Here is a 25,797-nt window from a genome sequence, read left to right as displayed (position 1 = left end):
GGTGATAAAAAGTGATATTTGATCGTTTAGAAAAAAGAGAAGAAGTATCAGTCAATGATTGGAAGGAAAACTTTAGTTTTGAAAAAGGTTTTGATATTACTCCCTATGGTGAAATGAAAGAATCAACCTATTTTAGTTGCATTAAGATAATATCTGAATCAATAGCTAAATGTAGTTTACAGCTGAAAAAAACAACCGATAAAGGAGTATTTATAGAAAAAAAACATTATTTATTTGATAAATTAAGACTCAGACCAAACCCTTATATGTCTGCTATTGATTGTTACAAGGCTTTTGTAGGGATAGCAAAACATTATGGGATGGCAGGTCTTTATATCAATAGACTTATAAATGGAAAAATTGAAGGTTTGTATCCAGTAAAAATAAATCAAGTTACCATAGATGATATTGGTTTTTTAGAAAATGATAGAGTAACTAGCATTTTATATAGCTATACCCTTGCAGGTACTAATATTCAAAATGATTGTTTTGATCGTGATTTGATTATATTAAGAGATTTTACCCTAGATGGAATACAAGCTAAGGCGATTAGGTCTATAACTCGTGAGAGCTTAGACAGTAGCCTTAAATCACAAAATTATTTGAATAAATTATTTAGTAATGGACTTACAAATAAAATTGCAGTTCAAGTAACATCTCAAGTTAAAGATGAAAAAGAACTAAAAAAAATTCAAAGTAAATTTGATCGTATTTATTCAAGTAATGGAAAAATATTTACTGTTCCTGCTGGATATCAAGTCCAACCTCTTAATCTAACATTGGCAGATGCTCAGTTTGCAGAACTGAGAAAGTTATCTAAGGAAGAGATAGCAATGACTTTTAATGTTCCCTTATCAAAATTAGGATGGGTTAAAGAAAATGCCAAAAGTGAAGAGCAAGATAATTTACAGTTTTTACAGGATTGTTTACAGGTAATATTCCAAGCTATTGAGCAAGAAATGGACTGGAAATTATTAAGTGAAAAAGAGAGATCTCAAGGCTATAAAATAAGGTTTAATACTAATGTCATGCTCAGGTTATCAGCTAAAAACCAAGCAGATATAATCAATAGTTATGTTCAAAATGGTGTTTATGATTTAGATAAAGCTAGGGAGATCCTCGGAATTGAAAAATTAGGTGGAGATCCAATCATTACATTACCTTCTGGACAAGTTTTGCTTAGTGATTTAATAGCAGGTAAAACAAGTTATCAAAAGGGGGATAAAAAATGACAACATTAACAATAGTTAAACAGCATATGAGGATTGATTATGATGATGAAGATCCATATATTCAAACTTTGATAGAGACAAGTGAAATATATATTGATTCAATGGCTGGTGAATTGTATAAAGAAGATGAAAAAGCAGTTAAACTAGCGGATTTACTTCAGTTAAAACTAATCAACGATATGTTTACCAATAGGGGATCTGAAATTAGTTCAAACCTTAAAACAGATATAATCACAACTAGTATTTTGGATAAATTATCTAATTACAGCTAATATTCCTATTTCGGAAGTTCCGAAATCCAAAATTATTAGATAGTTTGAAAGGAGGTGAAATATGAAAAAAGATGCCAAAAGAGAGATTAGGACAGCTAATCAATATGAAATCCGAGAAATAAACACAGAAGATAAAAAAAAAGTAGTAATTGAGGGTTATTTTGCAAAATTTAATAATCCCACTGAGCTTTGGGATGGGTTCATTGAAATTATTGCTTCTGGAGCTTTTGATGACACCATTGCAGATGGACATAATATTTTTATGTTATATCATCATGACTGGCACAAGCCACTGGCTTCAACTAAAACTGGTCTATTAGAACTAGAAGTGGATAATGTTGGATTAAAGTTTAAAGCTACTATAAACAGTAACCTATCATATGCTAAAGATGTGATTGAACTAGTAAATGATGGGCTAATTCAAGGGTGTAGTTTTGGTTTTGAATGTTTAGATGAAGATAATATTTACGACAGGGGAACAGATGTTAATACTAGAACACTAAGAAAAGTAAATTTATTTGAAGGCTCTGTATTATGTATCCCAGCATATGATGATACAACAGTTTTTACAAGAGCTAAACAAATTTTAGCAGGTGAAAAAAATAAGCTTCAAGAAGAAAGAGAGTTAGAAGAGTTAAAAGTAGATTTAGAATTATATAAATTAATTTAGGAGAGTGAAAAAATGGGAAAAAAAGTTTTAGAACTAAGACAAGAAATAACAACAAAAACAGGTGAATTAGATAAAAAAATTGAAGCTAGAGATGTAGCAGGTGCAAAACAAATCAAAGCAGAAATTGAAGAGAGTAGAGAACTTTTAAAATTAGCTGAAGAACAGGAGGAGAGAGAACTACAAGTAATGAAAACTAAAAAAAATAAACCAAACCCTAGCGAAACAATTTCAGAAATGAGATCTATTGTTAAATCGGTCATGGGGAAGGAATTATCAACAGAAGAAAGAGCAGTAGTAAAAACAGTTGATAATTCAGCAGTCCTGCCTAAACAATTCATTAATGAATTACAAGAAATAAAAAAAGGTTATGGATCATTGAGAGGTTATTGTGATGTTATCCCTGTAACTAAAAATGAGGGAACTATTCCTGTAGTAGATTTAGATCAAAATGATATGCCTAAAGTTGCAGAAGGGGATAACATTGTAGAAGGTTCGTTAGTAACTACTGAGATGGCATTTAAGTGTGCTAAACACGGTTTACTTCAAACATTAACATCAGAATTAGTTGAAGATGCTGAAATAGAAATAGAAAATATCTGTAAGAAAAACTTTGTAGAAATAGTTACAAGGGTTGAAAATACTAAAATAATTGATATTATTAAGGCTAATGCTACAGATGCTAGTGGTAATGATGGTTATGAAGACCTAGAAACTGCGATGGACACGGCAATTCCACAAATTAAATCTGGTCTTATTACTTTAACAAATGCAAAAGGGTATGCACATTTAAAAAATAAAAAAGATGCAAATGGTAGGAAACTAGGACTTGTAACTGAAATGAATGGTAAATATTACTTTAATGGAAAAGAATTAGTAGTAGCAGATGATTCTTTAGTAGTAGCAGGAGAAGGGAAAACACAAATATTTTATAGTTTAAGCATGAAAGAAGCTGTAAAGATAACACCTAGGAAAGAAGCTACAGTTGCAAAATCTACAGAGGCAGGGTTTTCAAATGATACGGTGAAATTAAGAGTATTAGAAAGAGTAGGAGTTCAAAAAGGTATTGTTAGAAGTATCAAGAAAATTGAATTTTAGAGAAAAGGTAGGGGAAACCTGCCTTTTTTTAATGAGGTGATTTATGACAAATGAATTAAATCAAAGAGTGGAACTATGGGGAATGACCGATGTTGAAAACGAACTTGAAGAAGTAGACAGGGTAGAGAAAAAAATAAAAGACATTTGGTGTAAGATATTACCCAAGCATGGAAAAATATCTAAAATTGGTAGTACAGATCTTGAGGAAGTGAATCTATCCTTGATAATCAGATGTAGAAAGTTATCTGTTAAGAATCCTAGTATTGATATGTTTTTTAAAAAAGAAAATCAAAAGTATCAAGTAATTGACTGGATACCAGACTTTAAAAATAATAGTTTTTTAGACTTTAGTTGTGAGGTTACCTATGAGTAGAAATGATTTTGACGATTTCACTAAAGATCTTTTAGATTTAGCTTCTAATCTTGATAATGGAAAAGAAGTAAAAAAACATTTGAGAAAAGAAGGATCTAAACTTTCTAGGAGACAAAAATCACAGATAAAAAAATTAGTTAAAAAGAAAACTGGTAACCTTTTAAAAGGGGCTAAAAGGGGGAAAGTTTATAAGAATAAAGGTGAATGGACAGTAAGAGCATATAACTCTTCCCCTCATGGTCATTTAATTGACAAAGGGCATAGGATAGTTGGTAAAAATGGAGTGGAAAAAGGCTTTAAAACTGGAGTTCATTTTTTGGAAAAAGCAGAAAAAGATTTTGCAGATGATTACCTTGCAGATACTCAAAATTTTATAGATGATATGCTCGATAACCATAACTTATAAGGGGTGATGTATGAGTTATATAAAAATATTAAACGCAGTAAATAAAAAGTTAAAAACTAAGTTTGATCTCCCTATTTTAAGCTCTGGAGATGTGGAAGAAAAAATAATTCGACCATCATTTATGGTTGAATTAGATAATATGGGATCTAGTGACTTTATGTCTGTATCTCAGGACAAAGAAATGAGTGTTAGAATTCATTATTTTAGTTCTAAGAAAGATAAAAATAAGATTGAAAATCTTAATATGATTGACTCACTAGATGAGTTATTTGTAGAAGATAGCATATTAAAAGTAGAAGAAGGGTTTAATTTAGATATTGATAGTGATATAGACATTGATATAGTAGACAAAGTGTTACAGTATAGCTTTGATATAGAGTTCTCACAACTATATAACAAAGTTGATAATGTAGAAATGATGGGCGAATTAAATATAAAAGGAGTGGATTAGATGGCAGACATTGGTTTACCTAATTTAGAGATAATCTTTAAGGGGTTGGGAACTTCAGCTATCAAAAGAGGTATAAAAGGAACAGCTGTATTAATAATTAAAGATGATACAGATAAGACTTTTGATTTTAAAGAATATAGAAGTGCAGCAGATTTAACAAGTGAGCAACTGGCTTTATATACTGATGAAAATATCCAGTATATAAAAGACTGCTTTATGGGAACACCATTAAAAATCATTATAGCTAGGATGGATAGTACAGATGGAGTTTTAGCAGATTTATTGAGTAAGATAAAGGGAAAAATCCCCAGAAATTGCTGGATATCTATTGCAGATGGGACAACCGCAGAGCAAGACGAACTTGTAAGCTTTGTAAAATCAGAAGTTAAAAACAATAGAAAAAGATATAAAGTATTAGCGTATAAAGGGACTGTTACAGACAATATACATATCTTTAATTTAACTACTGATAAAGTATTTTTTAAAGATGACAGAGGGGAACAAAACGGAAATCAGGCTATATCTTATTTGTTAGGAGTCTATGCAGGATTAACTCTTGATATGAGTGCTATTGCTATTCCATTGCAGTTATTAGAAAGTGTATCAGAAGTTGATGACTTGGGTGCTGCAATAAATAAGGGAGAACTTGTATTGACCAATGATGAGGGTATAGTAAAAATAGCTAGATCTATAAACTCATTAGTTACAACAGGACAAGACGTTACAGATGATATGAAATTTGCAATTATAGTTGAATCTATGGACTTAATGTTCACAGATATTCATGATACTTGGAATAAATTTTATAAAGGCAAATATAAAAATAAGCTCCAAAATCAATTACTTTTAATAAGTGCTATTACTGCTTATTTTGAAGGGTTAGAATCAGACAGTATTTTAGATGAAAATTATGATAATAAAACAGAGATAGATGTAGAAGCTCAAAGGCTTCTTAACTACCCAAAATATGGAAAAGAAATCGTTGATAGTTGGGACGATAAAAAAGCTATGTCTATGACATATGGAACTAATGTAGTTTTTACTGCTGATACAAAAATCTTAAATGCTATGGAGGACTTTAAGTTTAAAATAGCTATGTAAGGAGGTTAGAAATTGAAGAAAAGGGAATTAAAAAAGGGTAAAGGAAAACTTTGGTTAGGTGGAATGCTCATAGGAACAGTAACTAAATCTAAATTTGATAATGAGATTGAATATGAAGAGATAGATGATCCTAACGGATATGGGAAAATTAGAGTTCCTATGGGAAACAAAATTGCTGGATCAGTAACATTTTTAAAAAGAGATTCAGAACTTTTTATGCACAGATTAAGACGTGAACAATTAGGGTTCGAATTTGATGCAATAGTTACAGAAGAAAATCTTGAAACTGGAGATTTTGAAACTGTGAGGTATATTGATTGTACAGTTGATAAAATACCTCTTTCAGATTTTGAGAATAAAAAAATTACACAAGTGGAACTTTCAGTAAGTGCAAGGGCTTATAAAGTAATCGTTTAAAAAATTGAAAGCTCTTAGAAATGATCTGAGAGCTTCATTTTTTTTATAAATGGAGGGAAATTATGAAAAAGAAATTAGAAAGATTAAGTTTAGAACATTTTATAAAAAAAGCTATGGAAATTGAATCTAAAAGAGAAAAATTATTTTTAATTGATACAGGAGATTTTGGGGAATTAGAATTTAAAAGACCAACAACTAAAGAAATGTTGAATTATATAGATGGAACTTCAAACTCAGTTCAAACTGATGGTGAAGACAATGTAATTTCTCAGGATACTGAAGGAATTTTAGACGCGAGTAAGGAATTAGTTTATCAATGCTGTTCTTATATGCAGTCAACCGAACTAAGAGAAAGTTTTGATATTGAAAATCCATTAGATACACCAGTTAAGATTTTTGGGATCAATAAAACAAATGAAATTGCTAGGAAGATAATGGGAAAAGTAAATGGTAATAATTCAATTAAAAAAGCAACTGAAGAAATAAAAAACTAATTGACCAAGATGGCTGGTTTAACACGATAGCCTTCTTGGTAGTTAGAGGACATAAATTAGATGATTTACTCAATGCCAGTTATTTAGAAAAAGTTTTCTACATAGAAGCCAAAAATAAATATATTGAGGAAGAAAATAGAAGGCAGGGAGGTGATGAAAATAATGAGTAGAACTATAGCAACTATATTAACTTTAAAAAACGAATTCACAGCACCAGCACAAAAAATAGCTAAAAGCACAAAAAATATCAACAGAGAAAATAAACGAACTATTAACTCAATTAAAAAAATGGGTAGACAAATTAAAGAAACTGCTAGAGATGCTGTAAAAGATGTAACTAAAATGACAGTAGCATTTGGAGGTATAGCGGGTGCAATGGCAACTAAAATTGGATTTGGAGAAGCTATGAATTTAGAAGGGTACAAAACTCAACTAATGACAGCTACAAAAGATGCTAAAAAGGCTGGGGAAATTATGAAATTTTCAGTTGATTTAGCAAATAGTACCCCTTTTGAAACTGGTTCAATGGTTGAAGCCAGTGCAAAATTAGAAGCTATGGGAGTGAGTGCAAGGGCTTATTTACCATCTATTGCAGATATGGCAGGTGCAACAAATAAATCATTGGATCAAGCTAATGAAGCTATTATAGATGCACAGGCTGGAGAGCTAGAAAGACTAAAAGAGTTTGGGATCACTAAACAAAGCATAATTGATTTTGGTGCTCAAAAAATGAATATGAAAGATTTAGTTAATAAAAAAGGTCAGATCAAAGATCAAAATCAATTTAATAAAGTTTTATTCCAGCTAATGGAAAGTAAATTTAAAGGGGGTGCTGCTACTCAAGCAAAAACGTTTAAAGGTATGTGGTCTACTGTTACAGGAATTACAAAAATATCTTTAGCAAACATTGTAGGGATGCAAAAAGATGGAGCTATAAAACAAGGGTCAGTATTTGAACTCTTAAAAGGTAAGATGAAAATCGTAGGCGATACACTATTAAAATGGCAAACAGACGGGACTATTGAAAAAATAGCTGATAATACAGTAGTAGCTGTATCTTTCATGATAGACAGTATAAAAGAAATAGCTAGAGTAGTAGCCCCAACTGTAAAATTTATCACTGAGAACTTTGGAACGATAGCACCTATAATTCTGACAATCTATGGAGCTATGCTCTTATACAAAGGTATAATGATAGCTCAAATAGCATATACAAAGGCTTTTGCAATAGCTGAAGGAGTAAAAACTGCTGTGTTAGCTACTGGATCTAGTACTTTAAATGCTATTACAATAGCCCAGTGGGCTTGGAATGCAGCTATGACAGCTAATCCTATTGGAATGGTTATAGCAGGTATAACAGCTATTGTTGTAGCTGGTATATTACTCTGGAAAAATTTTGATAAGATAAAAGCTAAAGCTGTAGAGCTGTGGGGTAGCATAAAAGAATTTGGATTTTCTATGTTTGATATGGCATCAAATTTCTTATTACCACTTAAACCCCTAAAACTTTTGATACAACATTTTGATAAGATTATTAATGTTGGGAAAAAAGCATGGGGAATAGTTAAAGGTTTTTTCGGTAGTAATGAAGAGAAAAAAAAGAATAAAGAAATTAAAAATAATCCAGATGGTGTATTAGCTACTAAACCATCTCGGGATGCAGTAGTAAAGACTGTAATACCAGTAACGAAAAATAAGATTGCTTCTAAAGAGTTATTCACTCAAAGTTCTAGAATTCCCTCTAAGACTTCACTTACTAATCTTAACAATGAAACTAGAAATTTGAATAATAAAAGTACACAAAATATTACCAATATCAATAACTCTAATTCTCAGGATACTAAAAATAGTAATGTTAATAATTCTAACATTCACAATAAAACAACTAAAGAAGAGAAAAAAATGGAATTTCATTTTCATGGTGATGTATACGGATTTGAAGATTTTAAAGAAAAGACAGCTAAGGCTATCTATGAAATAGCAAATATTACTGGCTCTAATGTGGCGGTGGTTTAATGAATTTAGTAGTTAGTGCAGATAACAATAGAGAAATACTTGTATTTCCTGTAATACCTCGTGATTTAAAACCTCAATCAAGTTCAAATAATGAAGAGTTTAAAACTATCAATAATGGAACTCTTAATATTATTGGAGATTTAGGACTTAAAAGCCTTAGTATAGAATCAATATTTCTGAAAAAAAAAGAACGGTGGGCAAAAGCTGGAAGTGTAGAAGGGCAAAAATATGTTGATTTTTTCAATAAATGGAGAGGTAAAGGAGTTCCAATAAGATTAATTTTATCTACCAAAGATGGTAGAGAGGTTTTAAATATGGCTTGTGGTATTGAAAATTTTGATTATTGTTATGACAGAGTAGAAAATATTAAGTATTCACTTAATTTAAAAGAATATAGATTTATAAGAGGTGTGTAATATGGATAATTACACTCTTTTTTTATTAAAAACCGATAGAAAATTTAATATAACACAATTGATTGGAAATTTGAGTTGGTCGGACAATATAGATACATTAGGAACTCAATTAACTTTTGATATGGCTAGAAATAGAGATGATCTTTATCTTAAAAATTATGATTTAGTTGAAATTGGAGATAAATTAATCTTAAAAAATAATTCTAAAGAGATCTTTAGGGGAGTCATTACAGATGTAGTATGGAATAGATACAGCAAGGGCATTACAGCCTTTGATTACGCTATCTATTTAAATAAATCTAAGACTATAAAGCAATTTAAAAATATTCAAGCTAGTGAGGCTATAAGACAATTATGCGGTGTGTTCAATATTCCTATTGGTAACGTAGATACAATAACTACACCAATAACCAAAATCTATAAAGATAAGACTATAGCAGAAATTATAAAAGATATGTTATTTCAGGCAGAAAATGAACTCGATATAAAATATAGATTAGAAATGAGAGAGGGTAAAATATACATTAAAGAATATATAGATTTAGAAGTAGATCCAATTTTTAAAACTAAATCTCAACAGTTTAAAATTCTAAATGTGATAGGAAATATCAACAAATCTCAGAGCATACAAGAAATGAAAAATAGTGTGCTTGTAAGCTCCAAAGATGAAGAAGACGTTAGAGTGGTAGAAAGTGTAAAAGATGAAACTAATATCGCTAAATATGGGCTATTACAAGAGGTATTATCTGCACAAGATAAAGATGAGTCGCAAACTAATAATATAGCTAAAAATAAGTTGAAAGAATTAAACAGAGTACATGAAGATATTAGCCTTAACCTCTTAGGCAGTGACCTTTTAAGAGCTGGAAGAATCATCCCATTAAATAATGATGATTTTGACCTTAAAGGGAAATATCTCATAAAATCAAGTAATCATAGTTGTAACAATAATATTCACAAAACCAATATTACAATTCAGGGGGTGGAGTAAATAGATAATTACCAAGTTAAAGTAGCTAAAATGTTTCGGAAGTTACGAAATGAAAAACCAATTGGAAATGTTCTAGGAAAAGTTATTAATCCACCACCAGAGTTAAAAATTTCTATTTTAGAAGGACAAATAACACTATACCCCGATCAATTATATATGACAGATAATTTATGGAATGATTATTATCGTACTTATAAAATCGAGTCTGAAATAACAGAAATGACTAGGGATATAGAAAATTATAGTTTTCAAAATACAACAGCTACTGAAATAGCCAGTTTACACACACACCCTATCAAAACATTAGCAGGAAAAGGTTCAGATGAATCAACTGGAGATTATAAAGCACAAGGGGATTTTTGGTTCACTGATACATTAAAAAAAAATGATTTAGTGATGTTAGTTCCAACTATAGATGAACAAACATGGTTTATAGTGGATAAAGTAAGGAAGGTGAAATAATGTTTCCTACAATGGATTTAGATGGTATAGCCAATCAAATCAATGAAGAAGAAAATGAACTGAATAAAACAACACTTGGAAGGATTTTTATGATAAATTTTATAGAAAATAAAGCTACTATCATAATGGAAAATGGAAGACCGAAAGAGTGTAAAATAATTGAAGAGAAAGTAAAAATGTATGTACAAGTATTATTAAGAACTGCATATGAAAAATTTAAGATCTATAAAGATACTGAGTTTGGAATGACCTACTTTAATTACAGAGGTCAGAGAAATTTACCACAAGGTTTTATGGAAAGTGAAATAAAAAGAGAAATTGAAAAGAGTTTATTAAAATTAAATGTAGTTGAAAGAATCCAAGATTTTAGTGCTAAATTAACTAGTGTTGAGTTTAAGTGTAACTTTGAAATAATACTAAAAGATGGTCAGACTGTAAGAATAGAAGGGGGATAAAATGAATGAAAGTTTAAAAAATATGCAAAAGAATATGCCAAAAGAATATGAAAATAAAACCCCTGGTTTTCTTACATATGACCTTTTAAAATCTGTTTCATTAGAGATTGATGAATTAATTAGTAAAGTAGAGGGAGTAGAAAAGAAAATAGATCCTAGGAATATGACTATTGAAGAATTAGAAGTAGAAGCTAAAACTAGAAGAGGGATAATCAGAAAAAAAGCTACAAATGCAAAAGTAATTTTAGATCTTACAGGTCAAGGAACTATAAATATAGGGGATTTATTTAGTACAAAGTCAAATATTCAATTTCAATCATTGGAAACAAAACTTATAGATGGGAATGGTCAAACTGAAGCTGAATGTACGCAAATAGGGAGTATTGGGATGGTAGATACAGGAAGCATTACTCAATTTCCTATAACCTTACAAGGAATAAATATAGTTGTAAATAATGAACCTAGTTATGATGGTTTTAATTCAGAAAGTCATGGATCGCTATTAGAAAGATACCTAGATGATGTTCAAAATCCTGTGACCTCAAATAATGTGTATCATTTTGAAAAGTGGGCAAGGGAAGTTGCAGGAGTTGGAAAAGCAAAAATCTTTCCAACTTGGAAGGGTAATAATTCAGTTAAAGTAATAATTATTGATGATAATATGCTACCTGCTTCATCAGAGTTAGTAGCCAAAACACAAGAATATATTGATCCCATAGAACCCCCAAAATGGGGTAAAGGATATGGTAAATCAGCACTTGGAAGCTATTGTACAGTTGTATCAGCTACGCAAAAATTAATTAATATCTCAGCTACAATAACAAAATCAAGTAATTATATTTTAAATAATATCAAACTAGAAATAGAAAATTCTATAACTAAATATCTTAAAACAGTTGCATTTGATGAACAACTAAATTATATATCACATTCTAAAATAGTATCACTTATTATAAGTACCGAAGGGGTACTTGATGTTGCTAATGTTACTGTAAATGGTAACCTATCATCTAATATAATGCTATCAGATGAAGAAATAGCAGTATTAGGAAGTGTTTCAGTATGATAAATGATAAATTACTTGATAATTTGAATAAACTAATAAAAGAGGATAAATATATAATTGGTTTGTGTAATAGTATAGGAATTGAATTAGACAAAGTAAGTCTTTTAATTGAAAAAATATATAAGAATCTTTTTTTTACTTCTATGGATGAAGATTTTGGAGTTCCATTAATGTTGAATTTATTGAGAGTAACATTAAATGAAAATTTAACACTAGAAGAAAAACAACAAGCTATCCAAGCTAAATGGAAAGCAAAAGGTAATTGTACAGAAAAATTATTACAAACTGTTTGTGATAGTTGGAAAAATGGAATAATAGATGTTGATTTTATCGATGATAATTTAACACTTAATTTTGTAGGAGTTGCGGGTATTCCTTCTGATTTAGAAAGTTTAAAAGCAGAAATAAACAAGACTAAACCAGCATATTTATTAGTTAATTATATTTTTCATTATTTATATTGGGATTTATGGGATAGCTGGGATCTAACTTGGGATGAGTTCGAAAGTAAAGATCTATCTTGGGATGAATTAGAAATAACTATATTTAAGCCGTAGGAGGGATTAAATGGCTAGTACAAATAAAACAAGTCGTGGTCTTTCTCAATTTATGGGAAACGACAGACTTAAAAGAGACGATTATAATAATGACATGAAAAAAATAGATAATGAATTAAATGGTCTAGATCAAAATAAAGAACCTAAAATCTCCAAAAAAACAGCATTTAACCTGGATAAAGCTACTGATTATACATCTTTTTCTGAAGAAGAACTCGCATCTATGGATGTAATAAATGCTTTAATGCTATTCCTTAAACAGTATTCTGATGCCAATACAGCTGGAATACTTGATGCTGCTCCAGCAACTTTAGATACATTAAATGAATTGGCTAGAGCTCTTGGAGATGACCCTAACTTTGCTACTACAATAACAAATCTAATAGCAACTAAACTAAATGCTAATGCTCAAGCGGTTGACTCTGCCAAGTTAGGTGGGCAATCACGAACTTCAGGTCTTGTAGGAAATACGGTGGTGGGAAGAGATGCTTTAGGAAATACTACAGTAAATGCTATATATACGAACTATGTAGTGTTGAACGGCTACACGATAACGGTGGTGTAATATGGCGAAATTACGAATTGGTTCAACTGACTACACTCTAACTTCAGGAAAGGTATCCAGTCCAGCTTTGAAGTTAATTGGTGGCGGAGTTACTAGGTATGGTTTTCTAACAACAGTAAAACCAGCAACAAAAACATTGAAGGTAGGAAACTATTACTTAAATCAACCTAGAGTGCCTTTCACGATTACCTTGGCAGTATCCCTTAGTGCAGGTACAAATGGGTCACTCGCATATTCTGCATTTCTATCACAATTGAATGTATATAGTGCAACTTGGAGTTTCTCAGGAGCAGCTTGGCAGAATGAAAGTGATTGGGTAGAGCATAGTTGGAATCATGGGGATGTTAAAGCAGAGGGTGGTGCTCAGATATATAACATTGGACATCCACACGAACATGATACAGGACATAAGTCAGTAAGTGGAGGTGGTACTCTTAAATCAGACTCAGCGACTTTAGCTAATGTAAGTCAGAGAATCAACTTGAAGGGTGTAGATATTCACCAGTACACTGTAGGTAATGATGATAATGAGCGTACTGTGACTGTATCTCCAACAACTTATGTAACAGGAACACTTACAATAACAGGATATAAATTACCATAAACAAGGAGGTAAAAATGGATTATGAAAACTATACAGGAGCAGCCAATCTGCTTGTAAACCCTGATGGGTCATTACAAACTTTCAGTGGGATTGCAGTTGACATGGCTACAGTTCATGAAAAATATAAAAGATATTTGCCACAGGCGAATAAGTATTTAAATCCAGACGGGAGTATTGCAACTTTGAGCAGCATACTTGGCATAGTTGATGGAATAGTGCCTCAGGATGTGGTAGATGCTATAAATTCGAATTCTGCAAAAGCAGTAGCACAACAAGAACAAATACAGAATTGTTTCGTGGAGTTAGGAACTCCTGAACATCCATTAGTAGGTGGATTTTCTGTAAAAGATGGAATGATGCACAAAATACAAATCGATGCTCCAATATCACAAGGAAACGGAACGATTTTCGACCCTAATGGGATGCAAGGAGTTATTGATTATGAGGATGAGAGTATTTATATCGGGGAAGGGTATGAGAATATTTATAAATTTGGAGAGAATATGAACAGTAACCAAAGTAGTATTTTTGCTATTGTTTCTAGAAATGTATATATAGAAGATGGATGGAACGTATTTGAATATACAATGAAAAATATAAATCAACCAGTTGGAGATACAAGCTCAGCACCATTTTACTCCGCCACCATGTTTGAAACAACAAAATTAAGCGGAAGTTACATTTGTGAACCATACCCTGGTTATGAAAATCTTTTTGATTTAACAGGAGTTGGGGATATGTATGATGTAATTAACTACGAAGGTAATAAAATAGAACTATATAGAGACTCTACTGCTAGACATTTCCCTATACAATTGCCAATAGTATATCAAGCTCAAGGTCAAGATGTTCTATACAAATGGAGAGCAAAAGAGATAGTACAAACCAAAACTTCAAACATTCTCCCTTTCGTCCCAAACACCGCCCCTAACGGTAGGTTGGTTATGGACGAACCTTGGACGACCGAAACACACAGTTTTATAGGAATTGGATTTAGTGGTGCACAAACAACGGGAATTTTCGCAAGAGCAGGAAATGACTTAAATACTGGATCAGTTGAAAACTACCGAGCAATTAGTTCAGTAGGATATACTGGAGATTTAATAATTTCAAATACATTTGATAAATATATAAGAGAAGACGGCAATGAATATAGTATCGAAGTTAGAAACAGAGGTTTATCCGATGGGAAATTCACGATCGGCTTTGATAATAACTCTGTTAGAGAAGCCTTTCACGTCAACTTCACGATTTGGTTGACATATAAAGGAGACTTAGGAGAGGAAGGGCTTAGAAATGAATACGCAAAAATAAAATTAGGGAAATACATAATACCTCAAAAATTAATAGGAACACCGCACAATGTTCCTTATTTCCAAAAGAAAGCAGATGATAATGGTGTAACTTATACTACTACAAAAGTGGATGAAAACAGAGATACCTTCTTAGCGAACAGATATGGATTCTATGAATTTATACCAAAAAATACAGGAATCCCTGTGTATGGATACGTAGAAGAAATTAATGACGTTTGGGCTATACCTTCATTTTTCACTAACGTGAGTGGGGTATTAAGAGTAACAGAAGAAGGACAAATTAGGAAGGTGAGATAAATGGCAAAGATTAGATTTGACTCTAGAAAACCATCTAAACCTTATAAATATAAAGGGGTGCAATTGCAGTTTTATATACTTATAGAGGGTATGACGGAATACAAAACTATAACAAAAAAAGATGGAACTACAGAACAAGTGGCGGTTGCTTGGTGGTACGAACAACATAATTTGCCTTGGAGAATAGAATTTGAACAGGGTGCAGAATATGATGAATACGGTGAGGTTATTAAACAAGATTATATTACAGAGCATTTTGACGAGTTGTTAGCGGAAGCTAAACAAATCTAAATTTGTTTTGGTTGATCGAAAAAATTAGGAGGGAAAAATGATTGAATTAATAAATTTGATTTTAAAAGATCCTATAAGGGGGCTATTTATTTTAATAATTTTATTTAGTTTATACCTTTGGAGAGAACAAGCTAAAATAAAAATAGAAATAAAATCTTTAGAAAGATTTTTAGATGGTAAAAAATTAGATAGAGATGATTTTAAAACATATAATGACACTCACGAAAAGCTTCATGATAGTTTTATAGATCAACTTAAAATGGCGGTAGATTTTTTAAAAGGAGGGAAATAAATGAATAAAATATCAAGTAGAAGTATAAAAAATATCCAAGGGATAGATCCTAGATTGTCTCTTGTTGTTGGAATGGTTTTAGCTAGGGGTAATGTAGATTTTACCCTTACATCTGGTTTAAGAACTTTAGAAGATCAACAAAAAGCGTTTAAAGGTGGATACTCTAAATGTGATGGTGTAAATCGAAAAAGTAAACATCAACTGGGGAAAGCAATAGATTTTATCCCCTACCCTTTTGACAATGACTGGAATAATATAAAACAATTTAAACAAATTGGAGAAGAATTAAAAATAACAGCTAAACATCTAGGATTTAAATATAGTTATGGAGGAGATTGGACATCTTTTAAAGATTATCCACATTTCCAATTAGATTAGGAGGTATTATGAATAAAATTATAAATTTTTTAAAAGATAAAGGACTCCCTGCATTAGCTCAGGCAGTCATGGGGAATCCTGTAGGGGCATTAACAACTCTTACAGGGTTAACAGGATCATCTACTGAGACAGGAATTTTAAAAGCCTTTCAGGGAGATCCTCAACTACTTCTGAAATTAAAAGAAAAGGAAAATGAATATGTTAGGTTTATTTTAGATGATAAAAAAGATGCTAGAGAGATGAATTTTAAAATAAATGACTCTAATAATTCATCTTGGCTTCAAAAGAATATCAGTGCCCTAATTGCCCTTGTATGGGTATCATTTTGTATTTATCTGTATTGGATAAGCTTAAAGGGAGAAGTAGGCAGTGACAAACAAATGAATAGTATGGTAGTTGGATCTATAACCAATATTACCATGCTGATAATAGGATTCTATTTCGGAAGTTCTGAGATTAAGAAAAGATAAGATTTTTAGGAGAGCTGACTCTATAAAGGAGTTGTTTTGGAGATATAAAAATAGATTAAAAGGGATATTTAAAAAATATCCCTTTCATATTTTAAATTTCATGATAAAACTAAAGTATTTAGCAACAATAAATCACCAAATTTTCTACTCTTTCTATAAAGAATTTTTCAAAAGTTTTTCTAATTCACTACCGTCTAAATCTTTATATTTTCTTATGATTTGTTCAAAACCAACATAATCTAATCCTTGTACATTTAATTGGCAGAAAATTGTTTTTGTTAAAAATTTATATGTTGGATAATTAGATGGAGCAACAAAATCTTCATCATAGTCTAATCTATAATAGAAATCATTAACTTCTTTCGGATCAAAAGTTAAACGATTCTCTTTTAAAAAATAAAGTCCTGTTAATTCTTTTCTTCCGTACATATCTACTGAATAAAAATCTTTATACTTTTCAATATCGCTTTCATCTTCATCAGCTTCAAATATTAAAATTGGTGAAAAGTTTGACAATAAATCTGGAAAATATAAAATCATACTTTTAAACTTAAAAATATATTCAGAACCATTATCTTCTGTAAAAATAGAAATATGATCTTTGCTAATCCTTCTTATTTTTTTTATTCTTCCAGAGCAGAAACCATTATACAAATCTGTACCTAAAGTAAAATCTTTTTTTAAAATTTCTTCAACTATCCCCATTGCGGTATTTAAATCAGTAATTCTTTTTACTTCGTCAGCTCCCATACCAAATTTTAACTTTTTAAATGCAGTACCAAGACAATCTAAAATTTCTTTTTTTAAAATTAAATTTTTCTCTTCTAGAATTTCTTGATATTTCTCCATATTTATTACTAACTCACTATAACCATTTAAAGTTTTATAATCTTTTCCAATAGATTCAAAAAAATAATGATCTATTTCGTCTAAAAATCCTTCAAATAAATTTATTATATCAGTTTCTTTGAAAAAAATTTCTGAATGGGTAATTTGATTTCTATACTCACTTAATTTTAATATTTTTGTTTCTACTTTCTCAGAAAAATCATGACCGCAAATAAATTTTAATCTTTCAAAAGCTTCTTCATATGTCACAGTATGAATTTTATTTTTTAAATTTGTTTTAAATATACTATTTAATTTTTTTTGTCTCATCTCTTGATAACCACTTTTTACATTCCTATCAATTTGAGAATATATCAGATAAGGACTTTCATCTTTTAAAATATGCTTCATTAATATTTCAATTCCATGATGAATATTAATAATCGTATCCTTTAAGAGAAAAAATTTATTTTTATTTTCACCTTCTCTTATTTGTTCGTATTCATTTAATGATTTAAACCCCTTTTGTAAAGAATCAATTCCATTTTCTAAAAATGTAATTTCCACGAGTGTTATCCCCCTTTATAAGTTTTATTGCCTGATTTATCTTAACATAAGTAAATAGATTTTAACATTACAAATTTATTAGTAATCTTTTTTTCTTTAAAAACTCTTAAAATAAATTTATTTTTACGAAAAAAGTCTACCTTAATTGGTAGACTTTTTCTACGGAGTACAAGATAAAAAAATGTGACTATATTTTTTATAGTCACACATTTAGTCACATTTATTAGATTTAATTAGAACTGTTAAGATGTTGTTTTAAGCTTTAAACCTTTAAAAATCAAGGTTTTTCAAGTTTTTAGATTTGATTAGATTGGAATAAATTAACGAAAAATCACTCCCACTCTATAGTTGCAGGTGGTTTAGAAGAAATATCATAGGCTAATCTGTTGATTCCCTTAACTTCATTTATGATTCTGTTGGATACTCTTCCTAAGAATTCATACGGAAGGTGTGACCATGTAGCAGTCATAAAGTCTATTGTATCTGCTGATCTTAATACTGCGGTATATTCATAGGTTCTTTCGTCTCCCATTACTCCTACAGATTTTACAGGTAATAATACTACGAATGCCTGACTTACCTCTTGATATAGGTTGGCAGCTCTTAATTCCGAGATAAAGATATCATCTGCTTCCCTTAAGATATCAGCCTTTTCCTTATCCACTTCCCCTATGATTCTGATTCCTAAACCAGGTCCCGGGAATGGATGTCTGTCGATCATATGATCAGGGATACCCAATTCTCTTCCAACTTTTCTTACCTCATCTTTGAATAATTCTCTTAACGGTTCCAATAATTTGAAATCCATCTCTTCTGGTAATCCACCTACATTGTGATGAGATTTGATAGTAGCAGATGGTCCCTTTACAGATTGAGATTCGATAACATCCGGGTAGATAGTACCTTGAGCCAGGAATTCTGCATCTTTCATCTTTTGTTTTTGTTCATCGAAGATTGCAATAAATTCATGTCCGATTATCTTTCTCTTAGTTTCAGGATCTGAAACACCCTTTAATTTATTTAAGAATCTGTCTTCAGCATCTACACACTCTATATTCATATGGTAGTGTTCCCCATAAGTTTTCATTACTTTTTCAGCTTCATTTTTTCTCATAAGACCTGTATCTACGAAGAAACAGCTAAGCTGGTCTCCAATGGCTTTATGGATAAGTACTGCAGCTACCGATGAGTCTACCCCGCCAGATAGAGCTAAGATTACTTTCTTATCTCCTACAGTTTCCTTTATCTCTTTTACAGTCTGTTCTATATAATTTCCCATAGACCAGTTTTCTTCACATTTACATACATCGAATACGAAGTTTCTAAGCATTTGATGTCCATCTACCGAATGAGTTACCTCAGGATGAAACTGCACATTATAGATATTTCTTTCAGCATTATACAGTGTAGCTATAGATGAAGCAGTATGAGCTATTTTTTCAAATCCCGGAGCTATCTTGGTAACGTGATCTCCATGGGACATCCATACCTGGGTATTGTCTTCTATTCCGTAGAAAAAAGGAGAATTTTCATCATCTATTATAACTTCAGCTTTTCCAAATTCCTGCTTATCGGCCTTGGCTACTTCCCCGCCAAGTAGATGCTGGGTAAGCTGCATTCCATAACAAATTCCAAGGATCGGTATATCTAAGTCAAACATGGCTTTATCTACTGTAGGAGCTCCCTCTAAATATACAGATGCAGGTCCTCCAGACAGGATTATTCCCTTTGGATTTCTAGCTTTTATCTTCTCTAAGTCTTCAAAATAAGGAACGACCTCGGCATAAACACCCATTTCCCTTACTCTTCTTGCAATCAATTGGTTATATTGAGAACCAAAATCTAAAATAACTATACTATTCTGTTTCATTTCATCCTCCTATAATAAAAAAAACTCCATATAAATAAGCTCTCTGTATCTACAGTGAACCTATCCAAATGGAGTCTATACTTTTTAGAGCCTAGACTTTGGGTTAGAATTCACTCATAGATACTAATTTAAGGTTAGTCGTAGATACATCGGACCCTATTTCCGATTTATATGAGTTATATTAATAATAAATTTAAAGAATATTACCACGTATTTTCTTAGATGTCAATATATTAAAAGAATTAAAGTCTCGTGGTAAATTGCAACTTTTATTCTCCCACTTTAAAATTAACCAGACATACACATATTTTCCAGATCTATACCGGTTAAACTATTAAATAATTTTTTAGGATAGTCATTTATCTAATTTTCAATTTTTTTTATTTGTTTTGGAGCATTCTAAAAAGATCTCCTTTTAAAAAATTGTCAATAAAATATCAGGTTGAAATAGGGGATTGGTTTGTAAAATGATCAATTATATGCTAATATTAATGGTAGTTTAGAGTGGACAAGTCTGTTATTTTAAAGGCATCTGCTCAGGTAAAAGTTCAATTAATAATCGGTGTTTTGTGCTTATAAAGCCCGCAATAAATATTAAGATGTAATTCTTATTTTCTTTAAAATTCTATTTGAAATAAAGTATTTTGATGATTTTAAAGGAAAAATACGGCTGTTTGCCCGCCGGAGGCTGGCAAACTCTACGGTTTTTAATGCGTGCACCATGGCGAAAGTTCAGTTAATAATTAAAATAAATACAATATATGGAAGGTGGGTAAATGAAGATAATTTCAATTTTAAATCAAAAAGGTGGGGTAGCTAAGACTACGTCTACTCAAAACATAGCCGCAGGTTTGCATGGTCTGGGAAAAAAAGTTTTAGCTATCGACTTTGACCCCCAGGGAAATCTAACCTCTGGTTTTGGTCTGGACAAAAGAAATCTAGACTATACAGTATATGACCTCCTAAAGGCCAAGTCTTTTGGAACAAGTAAATTAAATTTTGGTGATATAGTTGTAGAAACTTCATTTGCCGATATCCTTCCAACTAATATAAAGATGTCCAAGGTTAATTTAGAATTAGGGGGAGTTCCAGGGAAGGAGAGTCTGCTAAAGGAGATTTTAAAAGATGTATATGGATATGACTATGTCCTCATTGACTGTCCTCCTAGTTTAGATACCCTTACATTCAACGCCCTTATGGCTTCCCACGAGGTATATATCCCGGTTCAGACAGAATTTTATGCCTTAGAAGGAATTGTAGAACTCATGGATACTATAGATATCGTTACTCATAGGATGAACGATGACCTTAGGATCGGCGGGATCTTTGCTACCATGGTAGATTCCAGATCTAAACTTCATGTAGAAGTTATCGGGCAGTTAAAGGAATTCTTCGGAGAGAATATGTTTAAAACTTTAATCAGAAGAAATATAAAAGTAGCAGAAGCATCTTCCCATGGACTCAGTATCTTTGATTATGCTCCCAGAAGTAATGGAGCCAAAGATTATAAGGGTCTTTGTGTTGAAATAATTGAAAGGGAGGAGAGTTAATGAGTAGATTAGGAAATAATCCTTTACTTAACAGGGGGCCGAAAAAAGAAACAATAGACCTTCCAAAGGAAAAAATAGTAAAACAATATGGAAGGATGGTTCATATGCGTCCTGAACTCCTGGACCAGGTTGATTTTGAAGACCTAACCTTTATAAACAGACTTTCCATGGATGATTCGGAATTAAATGAACTCAAAGAAAGTATTAGTGCTATAGGACTCTTAAATATAATATATCTTCAGGAGAAGGAAGAGGGAACATTTAGAATCATCAGTGGTCTTCGAAGATCCAGTGCCATAAAGGAACTCTACACAGAAGAAGTAGAAGTTAAAGCCAAGGACAGGGTAGTAATATTTGATAAAAATACTCCATACAGCCTTTTAGACACTATCTCTATCGATGAAAATTTAAAGAGAAAAAATTTAACTTTACTGGAGCAATCCTATAAATTTAACAAGGAAGCTGCCAGAAAAGATAAATCTATTGAAGATATAATCACCGGATATAATATCAGTAAAAAAACATATTACAGGATAAAAAATGCTATCAACTATCCCATAGAAATCAGGGAAATCATAGAAATTTTAGGAGCAGATAAGGCTGAACTATTAAATAAAGTTGTCAATAAGCTGAGATCTGAAAAGACTACATCTGATATTGTAAAAGAATATAAGGATTTTAACAGGGATGAATTGAGGGATCTATTAAAAAACCTAAATTTATCGGAAAAACCCAAAAAAATATCTATAAAATACACTGCCAAAGGATTTAATTTTTCTGTAAAGAAAAAAGTTCCTTCAGAAGTTAAGGATTATTTTGAAAAAATTAAAGAGATGATGGAAAAAGAAGACTATACATTTATAAAATAAGAAGCGTGACGCTGCATCCAATTAAATAAAAACAGGTGATTAGATGAGTAAAATAAAATTTATCCCTAGAGATCCAATTAAACCCATCTTTGCAATAAAAATCTCCCCTACACTGGGCAGGGTTTTGGATACCCTTCCCGATGAGGGAAAGAGACTGTGTCTTATAAAAACTGTATTGGGGATAGATCCCAAAAGAGTTGTGGGATTAAAAAATGTCTTAGATGAAAATAAAAATAATGGAACTATCGTTATAATCTATGATTATATCTACGAAAAGATTATGCCGAAATATGATATCCCCTGTGATGACAACGGTTTTTTTAAATTTAAGATCTATGATATGGATTTTAATACAGATATCAACATTGAAGATCTGCTGAAAAAATAAAAAAATTATTTCTGAAAGAGTATTCTTAGATGAATGCTCTTTTTTTGTCGTATTTGATTATGCAGTCTAAGTTATAAAAGGAAATTTTTTTTAAATTAGAATAATAAAAGAAATAAATCGTAGGAGGTGTTATTTTGAAAAAAAAATTAATATTATTAGGGATAATAGCCATAATTCTTTCTTTGGCAGCATATGTTTTTTTTAAGGAAAAGGATTATAGCGGAACATACAAAGGTGTATACTGGAAGGATCATTCTAAGGGAGTCTCTCTAAAGGACGCTAAACAGAAAATAGAAACAGTCTTAACATTGGAGAAGAATGGAACAATTTCAAATGCAAAGATCGACTTTTTGGTCTTAAAAAACGGAAAGTGGATAGCTAGAAATGACCCTGAAGCTGATGTATCGGTGGATTTCTCCGTAGATCCCGTGGCGGCTGCTCCAGGCTCTGACTATAAAAATGGGATATCTATGTTCAATATAAAAACCAATGATATGATGGGATTTTATGCTGTAGCAGTAGATGATGACGGAACTGTGGCTCTCGTAATATTAGACGCCGTTATTCGTTACCAGCTGGAAGCTAAGTTTGAGCCTGGCTTTGATTTCAATTCCAAGTTTAGAGACCTAACTATCAACAGAGGTTTAGTTCCTACAGTAAGAGCTTCAAAAAGCGGGCTTTTAAAACCTAAAGACTGGTCGGAACTAGAAGGGAAACATCTATACGCGATTCATCCCTATAACAATGTAATTAAAAATCGGGGTATTTTAAAGGGAACGGATGGAAATTCAACTCTCCTTGAATTTCTAACTGCTTTAGGTGTAGAGTTCAAAACCGGAGTCCCTGAGAAGATGGATGTGAAATACGGCTTCCATTCCAACGGAGGATGGAAAGGAAACTATGATGCCATTGAAAATTACCTTATCGGTAAAAATGCCAATGAAGTCAAGTCATTGATCGATTGGTCTTCCAACAGATATTCAGAAAGTATAAATAAAAACAATTATTTTGGAATAGATCTCACTGCGGGAGCAACCAAAACTGTTCAAAATTCATTTGAAGGAATAGCAGGGGCTACAGTGCGGATGTCACGGGAAAATACTTCTTATATGGCTGCTTTGGTAGAAGCTGGTATTCTTGATGAAAAAGATGTTATTAAAGGTCGTTTTTAAAAAAAATTATTTCTGAAAGAGTATCTTAGATGGATACTCTTTTTTTTAGTTCAAAAATACTAACTTTATATGATTTTCCATATAAATATTAAAATAAAGTTTGAAAATAGTTCTTTTTGTTGCGTTTTGCTTAAAATTGTACTAGAATTACATTATAATCACATTCAAAAAGGAGAATATTATGACAACAAAGAAAAAACTTCAATTTCCAACAGCTTATACCATACTTTTTATTGTGGCTGCCTTAGTAGCTATCCTAACTTGGATCATGCCGGCAGGTAAATATGATTCACTGGCTTACAACAGCCATGAAAATGTATTTGCAGTTACCACAGCCACTGGTGAGACAACTAACTATCCACCAACTCAAGAAACTCTGGATAATTTTGATATCAAAGCTAAACTTGATAAATTTATAGGAGGTGACATTTGGAAACCTATAGGAATCCCGGGAACTTATACTAAATTAAAATCTAATCCACAGGGAATAAAACAGTTATTCCAATCTCCTATAAACGGGATGTATGGAGGAGTAGATATCATCTTCTTTATCCTAATAATCGGTGGATTCATAGGTGTAGTTAATCATACTGGTGCATTTGATTCAGGAATTTCCCACCTTGCCAAGACGTTAAACGGGAAGGAAAAATGGCTTATCATAATCATCACTTCACTCATTGCTTTAGGTGGAACATCTTTTGGGTTAGCTGAAGAAACTATTGCATTTTATCCCATTCTGGTACCTGTATTTTTGGCAGTAGGTTATGATGCTATGGTAGCAGTAGCTGCAATCTATGTCGGATCATCTATCGGTACTATGGCTTCTACCGTAAACCCATTTGCTACTATTATGGCTTCTAATGCTGCCGGTATTAACTGGACATCTGGAATAATTGGAAGAGGAGTTATGCTTGTAGCCGGAACAACTATTTGCATAATGTACATCATCAGATATGCCGAAAAAGTAAAAAAAGACCCCAGTAAATCTCTTATTTTTTCACAAAAAACTGAGATAGAGGAAAGATTTTTACACTCCGATACAGATAAAGAAGCTAAAGCTTTTGATGTCAGAACTAAATTAATCCTATCTATATTTGCACTCTCATTTATAGTTATGATCTACGGTGTTTCAAAACTTGACTGGTGGTTCTTAGAGATGACTACTTTGTTCTTTGTAGCTTCTATAGTTGTAGCTGTCATAGAAAAAATAGATGAAAAAATTTATGTCGCTGAATTTTTAAATGGTGCCAGAGATCTTTTAGGAGTGGCTCTGATCGTTGGTATTGCCAGAGGAGTTACAATGATTATGGATAACGGATTAATCAGTGACACTATGCTCTATTACACTTCAAATATAGTTGCAGGTATGGATAAGGGTTTATTTATCAATGTTATGATGATCTTGTTTGCCGGACTTTCATTCTTTGTTCCATCATCTTCTGGGTTGGCTGTATTATCTATGCCTATCATGGCTCCCCTTGCAGACGTTGTTGGTATTCCTCGTGAGTCAATTGTCAGTGCTTACCAATACGGTATGGGAATGATGGCATTTATCACTCCTACAGGTCTTGTTTTAGCCTCTTTGATGATGGTAAATGTAACTTTAGATAAGTGGTTTAAATTTATTATGCCTCTATTAGGAATTTTATTAGTATTTACTTCCGGATTACTTCTTGTAGGAGTTTATTTCTAAAAATTTAAAAACAAATTTTAAAATTAAAATCCTCTGTAAAATAAAAATACAGAGGATTTTTTTATTTAACTCAATCATAAAAACACTTTTAAAACAGTACTAAAGTGTTAAAAAAATTTGTTTTTTATTATTTTTTTATCATATTTTTGTTATTGACAACAATATCATATTTA

At 31.5% G+C, this 25,797-nt stretch carries 32 protein-coding genes and 1 riboswitch; of the genes, 30 read left to right on the top strand and 2 right to left on the bottom strand.

Features of this window, described 5'->3' with window-relative positions:
• Nucleotides 1–11: 11 nt before the first annotated feature.
• The 25 genes from DYH56_RS05055 (at nt 12) to DYH56_RS04940 (ending at nt 16,687) form a co-directional block, all read left to right on the top strand.
• On the top strand, nt 12–1,232 hold the full coding sequence (locus DYH56_RS05055) for a phage portal protein (RefSeq protein ID WP_114641775.1): 1,221 nt from the start codon (nt 12–14) through the stop codon (nt 1,230–1,232).
• Nucleotides 1,229–1,504, top strand: coding sequence for a head-tail connector protein (locus DYH56_RS05050; RefSeq protein WP_114641774.1), 276 nt, complete (start codon nt 1,229–1,231; stop codon nt 1,502–1,504). The genes DYH56_RS05055 and DYH56_RS05050 overlap by 4 nt, the downstream gene beginning before the upstream one ends.
• 61 nt (nt 1,505–1,565) lie before the next feature.
• Nucleotides 1,566–2,174, top strand: coding sequence for an HK97 family phage prohead protease (locus DYH56_RS05045; protein ID WP_114641773.1), 609 nt, complete (start codon nt 1,566–1,568; stop codon nt 2,172–2,174).
• 12 nt (nt 2,175–2,186) lie between these two features.
• On the top strand, nt 2,187–3,269 hold the full coding sequence (locus DYH56_RS05040) for a phage major capsid protein (protein ID WP_114641772.1): 1,083 nt from the start codon (nt 2,187–2,189) through the stop codon (nt 3,267–3,269).
• Nucleotides 3,270–3,312: 43 nt separating this feature from the next.
• Complete coding sequence (locus DYH56_RS05035; protein WP_114641771.1) at nt 3,313–3,642, top strand: phage head completion protein; 330 nt, start codon at nt 3,313–3,315, stop codon at nt 3,640–3,642.
• Entirely contained in the window at nt 3,635–4,048 is a 414-nt protein-coding gene (locus DYH56_RS05030; protein ID WP_114641770.1) for an HK97 gp10 family phage protein, read from the top strand. Before DYH56_RS05035 ends, DYH56_RS05030 begins: the two co-directional genes overlap by 8 nt.
• 10 nt (nt 4,049–4,058) lie before the next feature.
• Nucleotides 4,059–4,499 carry a phage tail terminator family protein gene (locus DYH56_RS05025; RefSeq protein WP_114641769.1) on the top strand — a complete coding sequence of 147 codons (441 nt, stop codon included), beginning with the start codon at nt 4,059–4,061 and terminating at the stop codon, nt 4,497–4,499.
• Nucleotides 4,500–5,600, top strand: coding sequence for a phage tail sheath C-terminal domain-containing protein (locus DYH56_RS05020; RefSeq protein ID WP_114641768.1), 1,101 nt, complete (start codon nt 4,500–4,502; stop codon nt 5,598–5,600). It abuts the gene before it with no gap.
• Between the two features lie 12 nt (nt 5,601–5,612).
• Complete coding sequence (locus tag DYH56_RS05015; RefSeq protein ID WP_114641767.1) at nt 5,613–6,017, top strand: phage tail tube protein; 405 nt, start codon at nt 5,613–5,615, stop codon at nt 6,015–6,017.
• Nucleotides 6,018–6,079: 62 nt separating this feature from the next.
• Nucleotides 6,080–6,511, top strand: a complete 432-nt coding sequence (locus DYH56_RS05010; protein ID WP_114641766.1) for a hypothetical protein — start codon at nt 6,080–6,082, stop codon at nt 6,509–6,511.
• A gap of 35 nt (nt 6,512–6,546) precedes the next feature.
• Nucleotides 6,547–6,681 carry a hypothetical protein gene (locus DYH56_RS16350; RefSeq protein ID WP_255414676.1) on the top strand — a complete coding sequence of 45 codons (135 nt, stop codon included), beginning with the start codon at nt 6,547–6,549 and terminating at the stop codon, nt 6,679–6,681.
• Nucleotides 6,674–8,527 (top strand): tape measure protein, encoded by a 1,854-nt coding sequence (locus tag DYH56_RS05005; protein ID WP_114641765.1) that lies wholly within the window; start codon nt 6,674–6,676, stop codon nt 8,525–8,527. Before DYH56_RS16350 ends, DYH56_RS05005 begins: the two co-directional genes overlap by 8 nt.
• Nucleotides 8,527–8,943 carry a hypothetical protein gene (locus tag DYH56_RS05000; RefSeq protein ID WP_114641764.1) on the top strand — a complete coding sequence of 139 codons (417 nt, stop codon included), beginning with the start codon at nt 8,527–8,529 and terminating at the stop codon, nt 8,941–8,943. The genes DYH56_RS05005 and DYH56_RS05000 overlap by 1 nt, the downstream gene beginning before the upstream one ends.
• A 1-nt stretch (nt 8,944) precedes the next feature.
• Nucleotides 8,945–9,934, top strand: coding sequence for an XkdQ/YqbQ family protein (locus DYH56_RS04995; protein ID WP_114641763.1), 990 nt, complete (start codon nt 8,945–8,947; stop codon nt 9,932–9,934).
• 30 nt (nt 9,935–9,964) lie between these two features.
• Nucleotides 9,965–10,396, top strand: a complete 432-nt coding sequence (locus DYH56_RS04990; RefSeq protein ID WP_114641762.1) for a DUF2577 family protein — start codon at nt 9,965–9,967, stop codon at nt 10,394–10,396.
• The gene (locus tag DYH56_RS04985; protein ID WP_114641761.1) at nt 10,396–10,851 is read left to right on the top strand and encodes a DUF2634 domain-containing protein; all 456 of its coding nucleotides are present in this window, start codon (nt 10,396–10,398) and stop codon (nt 10,849–10,851) included. The genes DYH56_RS04990 and DYH56_RS04985 overlap by 1 nt, the downstream gene beginning before the upstream one ends.
• Before the next feature lies 1 nt (nt 10,852).
• Entirely contained in the window at nt 10,853–11,917 is a 1,065-nt protein-coding gene (locus tag DYH56_RS04980; protein WP_114641760.1) for a baseplate J/gp47 family protein, read from the top strand.
• On the top strand, nt 11,914–12,474 hold the full coding sequence (locus tag DYH56_RS04975; protein WP_114641759.1) for a putative phage tail protein: 561 nt from the start codon (nt 11,914–11,916) through the stop codon (nt 12,472–12,474). Before DYH56_RS04980 ends, DYH56_RS04975 begins: the two co-directional genes overlap by 4 nt.
• 10 nt (nt 12,475–12,484) lie before the next feature.
• On the top strand, nt 12,485–13,039 hold the full coding sequence (locus DYH56_RS04970; RefSeq protein ID WP_114641758.1) for a hypothetical protein: 555 nt from the start codon (nt 12,485–12,487) through the stop codon (nt 13,037–13,039).
• 172 nt (nt 13,040–13,211) lie between these two features.
• On the top strand, nt 13,212–13,643 hold the full coding sequence (locus DYH56_RS04965) for a hypothetical protein (protein WP_147269591.1): 432 nt from the start codon (nt 13,212–13,214) through the stop codon (nt 13,641–13,643).
• 14 nt (nt 13,644–13,657) lie between these two features.
• The gene (locus tag DYH56_RS04960; RefSeq protein WP_114641756.1) at nt 13,658–15,256 is read left to right on the top strand and encodes a hypothetical protein; all 1,599 of its coding nucleotides are present in this window, start codon (nt 13,658–13,660) and stop codon (nt 15,254–15,256) included.
• Nucleotides 15,257–15,547, top strand: coding sequence for a hypothetical protein (locus tag DYH56_RS04955; RefSeq protein WP_114641755.1), 291 nt, complete (start codon nt 15,257–15,259; stop codon nt 15,545–15,547). It begins immediately after the preceding gene.
• A gap of 37 nt (nt 15,548–15,584) precedes the next feature.
• Nucleotides 15,585–15,839 (top strand): hypothetical protein, encoded by a 255-nt coding sequence (locus DYH56_RS04950; RefSeq protein ID WP_114641754.1) that lies wholly within the window; start codon nt 15,585–15,587, stop codon nt 15,837–15,839.
• Entirely contained in the window at nt 15,840–16,217 is a 378-nt protein-coding gene (locus DYH56_RS04945) for a M15 family metallopeptidase (RefSeq protein ID WP_114641753.1), read from the top strand. It abuts the gene before it with no gap.
• A gap of 8 nt (nt 16,218–16,225) precedes the next feature.
• A complete protein-coding gene (locus DYH56_RS04940) occupies nt 16,226–16,687 on the top strand; it encodes a hypothetical protein (protein ID WP_114641752.1) in 462 nt (153 codons plus the stop codon).
• A gap of 153 nt (nt 16,688–16,840) precedes the next feature.
• Here the strand turns inward: DYH56_RS04940 and DYH56_RS04935 are convergent, their stop codons facing one another.
• Both DYH56_RS04935 and guaA read right to left on the bottom strand, forming a co-directional pair.
• Nucleotides 16,841–18,082, bottom strand: a complete 1,242-nt coding sequence (locus tag DYH56_RS04935) for a hypothetical protein (RefSeq protein ID WP_114641751.1) — start codon at nt 18,080–18,082, stop codon at nt 16,841–16,843.
• A 331-nt stretch (nt 18,083–18,413) separates the two neighbouring features.
• Entirely contained in the window at nt 18,414–19,952 is a 1,539-nt protein-coding gene (guaA, locus tag DYH56_RS04930; protein ID WP_114641750.1) for a glutamine-hydrolyzing GMP synthase, read from the bottom strand.
• Nucleotides 19,953–20,049: 97 nt separating this feature from the next.
• Nucleotides 20,050–20,147, bottom strand: a riboswitch (purine riboswitch).
• A gap of 581 nt (nt 20,148–20,728) precedes the next feature.
• Between guaA and DYH56_RS04925 the strand changes: the two genes are divergently transcribed.
• The 5 genes from DYH56_RS04925 to DYH56_RS04905 all read left to right on the top strand — a co-directional run bounded on the left by DYH56_RS04925 (nt 20,729) and on the right by DYH56_RS04905 (nt 25,624).
• Nucleotides 20,729–21,502 (top strand): ParA family protein, encoded by a 774-nt coding sequence (locus DYH56_RS04925; protein ID WP_114641749.1) that lies wholly within the window; start codon nt 20,729–20,731, stop codon nt 21,500–21,502.
• Nucleotides 21,502–22,371, top strand: coding sequence for a ParB/RepB/Spo0J family partition protein (locus tag DYH56_RS04920; RefSeq protein ID WP_114641748.1), 870 nt, complete (start codon nt 21,502–21,504; stop codon nt 22,369–22,371). Before DYH56_RS04925 ends, DYH56_RS04920 begins: the two co-directional genes overlap by 1 nt.
• A gap of 43 nt (nt 22,372–22,414) precedes the next feature.
• A complete protein-coding gene (locus DYH56_RS04915; RefSeq protein ID WP_114641747.1) occupies nt 22,415–22,759 on the top strand; it encodes a hypothetical protein in 345 nt (114 codons plus the stop codon).
• A 134-nt stretch (nt 22,760–22,893) separates the two neighbouring features.
• Nucleotides 22,894–23,931: a hypothetical protein gene (locus DYH56_RS04910; RefSeq protein ID WP_114641746.1), complete on the top strand. Its 1,038-nt coding sequence runs from the start codon at nt 22,894–22,896 to the stop codon at nt 23,929–23,931.
• Between the two features lie 181 nt (nt 23,932–24,112).
• On the top strand, nt 24,113–25,624 hold the full coding sequence (locus DYH56_RS04905) for a YfcC family protein (RefSeq protein WP_114641745.1): 1,512 nt from the start codon (nt 24,113–24,115) through the stop codon (nt 25,622–25,624).
• The last annotated feature ends 173 nt before the right edge of the window (nt 25,625–25,797 follow it).

The sequence above is a fragment of the Psychrilyobacter piezotolerans genome (assembly GCF_003391055.1).
In the GTDB taxonomy this organism is placed as follows: domain Bacteria; phylum Fusobacteriota; class Fusobacteriia; order Fusobacteriales; family Fusobacteriaceae; genus Psychrilyobacter; species Psychrilyobacter piezotolerans.
This window is presented reverse-complemented; position numbering and strand designations above follow the sequence as displayed.

Bases quoted from the DNA above. Each gene is read 5' to 3' on its own strand.
- DYH56_RS05050 (WP_114641774.1), top strand. From the start codon at position 1,229: ATGACAACATTAACAATAGTTAAACAGCATATGAGGATTGATTATGAT.
- DYH56_RS05045 (WP_114641773.1), top strand. From the start codon at position 1,566: ATGAAAAAAGATGCCAAAAGAGAGATTAGGACAGCTAATCAATATGAA.
- DYH56_RS05040 (WP_114641772.1), top strand. From the start codon at position 2,187: ATGGGAAAAAAAGTTTTAGAACTAAGACAAGAAATAACAACAAAAACA.
- DYH56_RS05035 (WP_114641771.1), top strand. From the start codon at position 3,313: ATGACAAATGAATTAAATCAAAGAGTGGAACTATGGGGAATGACCGAT.
- DYH56_RS05030 (WP_114641770.1), top strand. From the start codon at position 3,635: ATGAGTAGAAATGATTTTGACGATTTCACTAAAGATCTTTTAGATTTA.
- DYH56_RS05025 (WP_114641769.1), top strand. From the start codon at position 4,059: ATGAGTTATATAAAAATATTAAACGCAGTAAATAAAAAGTTAAAAACT.
- DYH56_RS05020 (WP_114641768.1), top strand. From the start codon at position 4,500: ATGGCAGACATTGGTTTACCTAATTTAGAGATAATCTTTAAGGGGTTG.
- DYH56_RS05010 (WP_114641766.1), top strand. From the start codon at position 6,080: ATGAAAAAGAAATTAGAAAGATTAAGTTTAGAACATTTTATAAAAAAA.
- DYH56_RS05005 (WP_114641765.1), top strand. From the start codon at position 6,674: ATGAGTAGAACTATAGCAACTATATTAACTTTAAAAAACGAATTCACA.
- DYH56_RS05000 (WP_114641764.1), top strand. From the start codon at position 8,527: ATGAATTTAGTAGTTAGTGCAGATAACAATAGAGAAATACTTGTATTT.
- DYH56_RS04995 (WP_114641763.1), top strand. From the start codon at position 8,945: ATGGATAATTACACTCTTTTTTTATTAAAAACCGATAGAAAATTTAAT.
- DYH56_RS04990 (WP_114641762.1), top strand. From the start codon at position 9,965: ATGTTTCGGAAGTTACGAAATGAAAAACCAATTGGAAATGTTCTAGGA.
- DYH56_RS04985 (WP_114641761.1), top strand. From the start codon at position 10,396: ATGTTTCCTACAATGGATTTAGATGGTATAGCCAATCAAATCAATGAA.
- DYH56_RS04980 (WP_114641760.1), top strand. From the start codon at position 10,853: ATGAATGAAAGTTTAAAAAATATGCAAAAGAATATGCCAAAAGAATAT.
- DYH56_RS04975 (WP_114641759.1), top strand. From the start codon at position 11,914: ATGATAAATGATAAATTACTTGATAATTTGAATAAACTAATAAAAGAG.
- DYH56_RS04970 (WP_114641758.1), top strand. From the start codon at position 12,485: ATGGCTAGTACAAATAAAACAAGTCGTGGTCTTTCTCAATTTATGGGA.
- DYH56_RS04960 (WP_114641756.1), top strand. From the start codon at position 13,658: ATGGATTATGAAAACTATACAGGAGCAGCCAATCTGCTTGTAAACCCT.
- DYH56_RS04955 (WP_114641755.1), top strand. From the start codon at position 15,257: ATGGCAAAGATTAGATTTGACTCTAGAAAACCATCTAAACCTTATAAA.
- DYH56_RS04950 (WP_114641754.1), top strand. From the start codon at position 15,585: ATGATTGAATTAATAAATTTGATTTTAAAAGATCCTATAAGGGGGCTA.
- DYH56_RS04945 (WP_114641753.1), top strand. From the start codon at position 15,840: ATGAATAAAATATCAAGTAGAAGTATAAAAAATATCCAAGGGATAGAT.
- DYH56_RS04940 (WP_114641752.1), top strand. From the start codon at position 16,226: ATGAATAAAATTATAAATTTTTTAAAAGATAAAGGACTCCCTGCATTA.
- guaA (WP_114641750.1), bottom strand. From the start codon at position 19,952: ATGAAACAGAATAGTATAGTTATTTTAGATTTTGGTTCTCAATATAAC.
- DYH56_RS04925 (WP_114641749.1), top strand. From the start codon at position 20,729: ATGAAGATAATTTCAATTTTAAATCAAAAAGGTGGGGTAGCTAAGACT.
- DYH56_RS04920 (WP_114641748.1), top strand. From the start codon at position 21,502: ATGAGTAGATTAGGAAATAATCCTTTACTTAACAGGGGGCCGAAAAAA.
- DYH56_RS04915 (WP_114641747.1), top strand. From the start codon at position 22,415: ATGAGTAAAATAAAATTTATCCCTAGAGATCCAATTAAACCCATCTTT.
- DYH56_RS04905 (WP_114641745.1), top strand. From the start codon at position 24,113: ATGACAACAAAGAAAAAACTTCAATTTCCAACAGCTTATACCATACTT.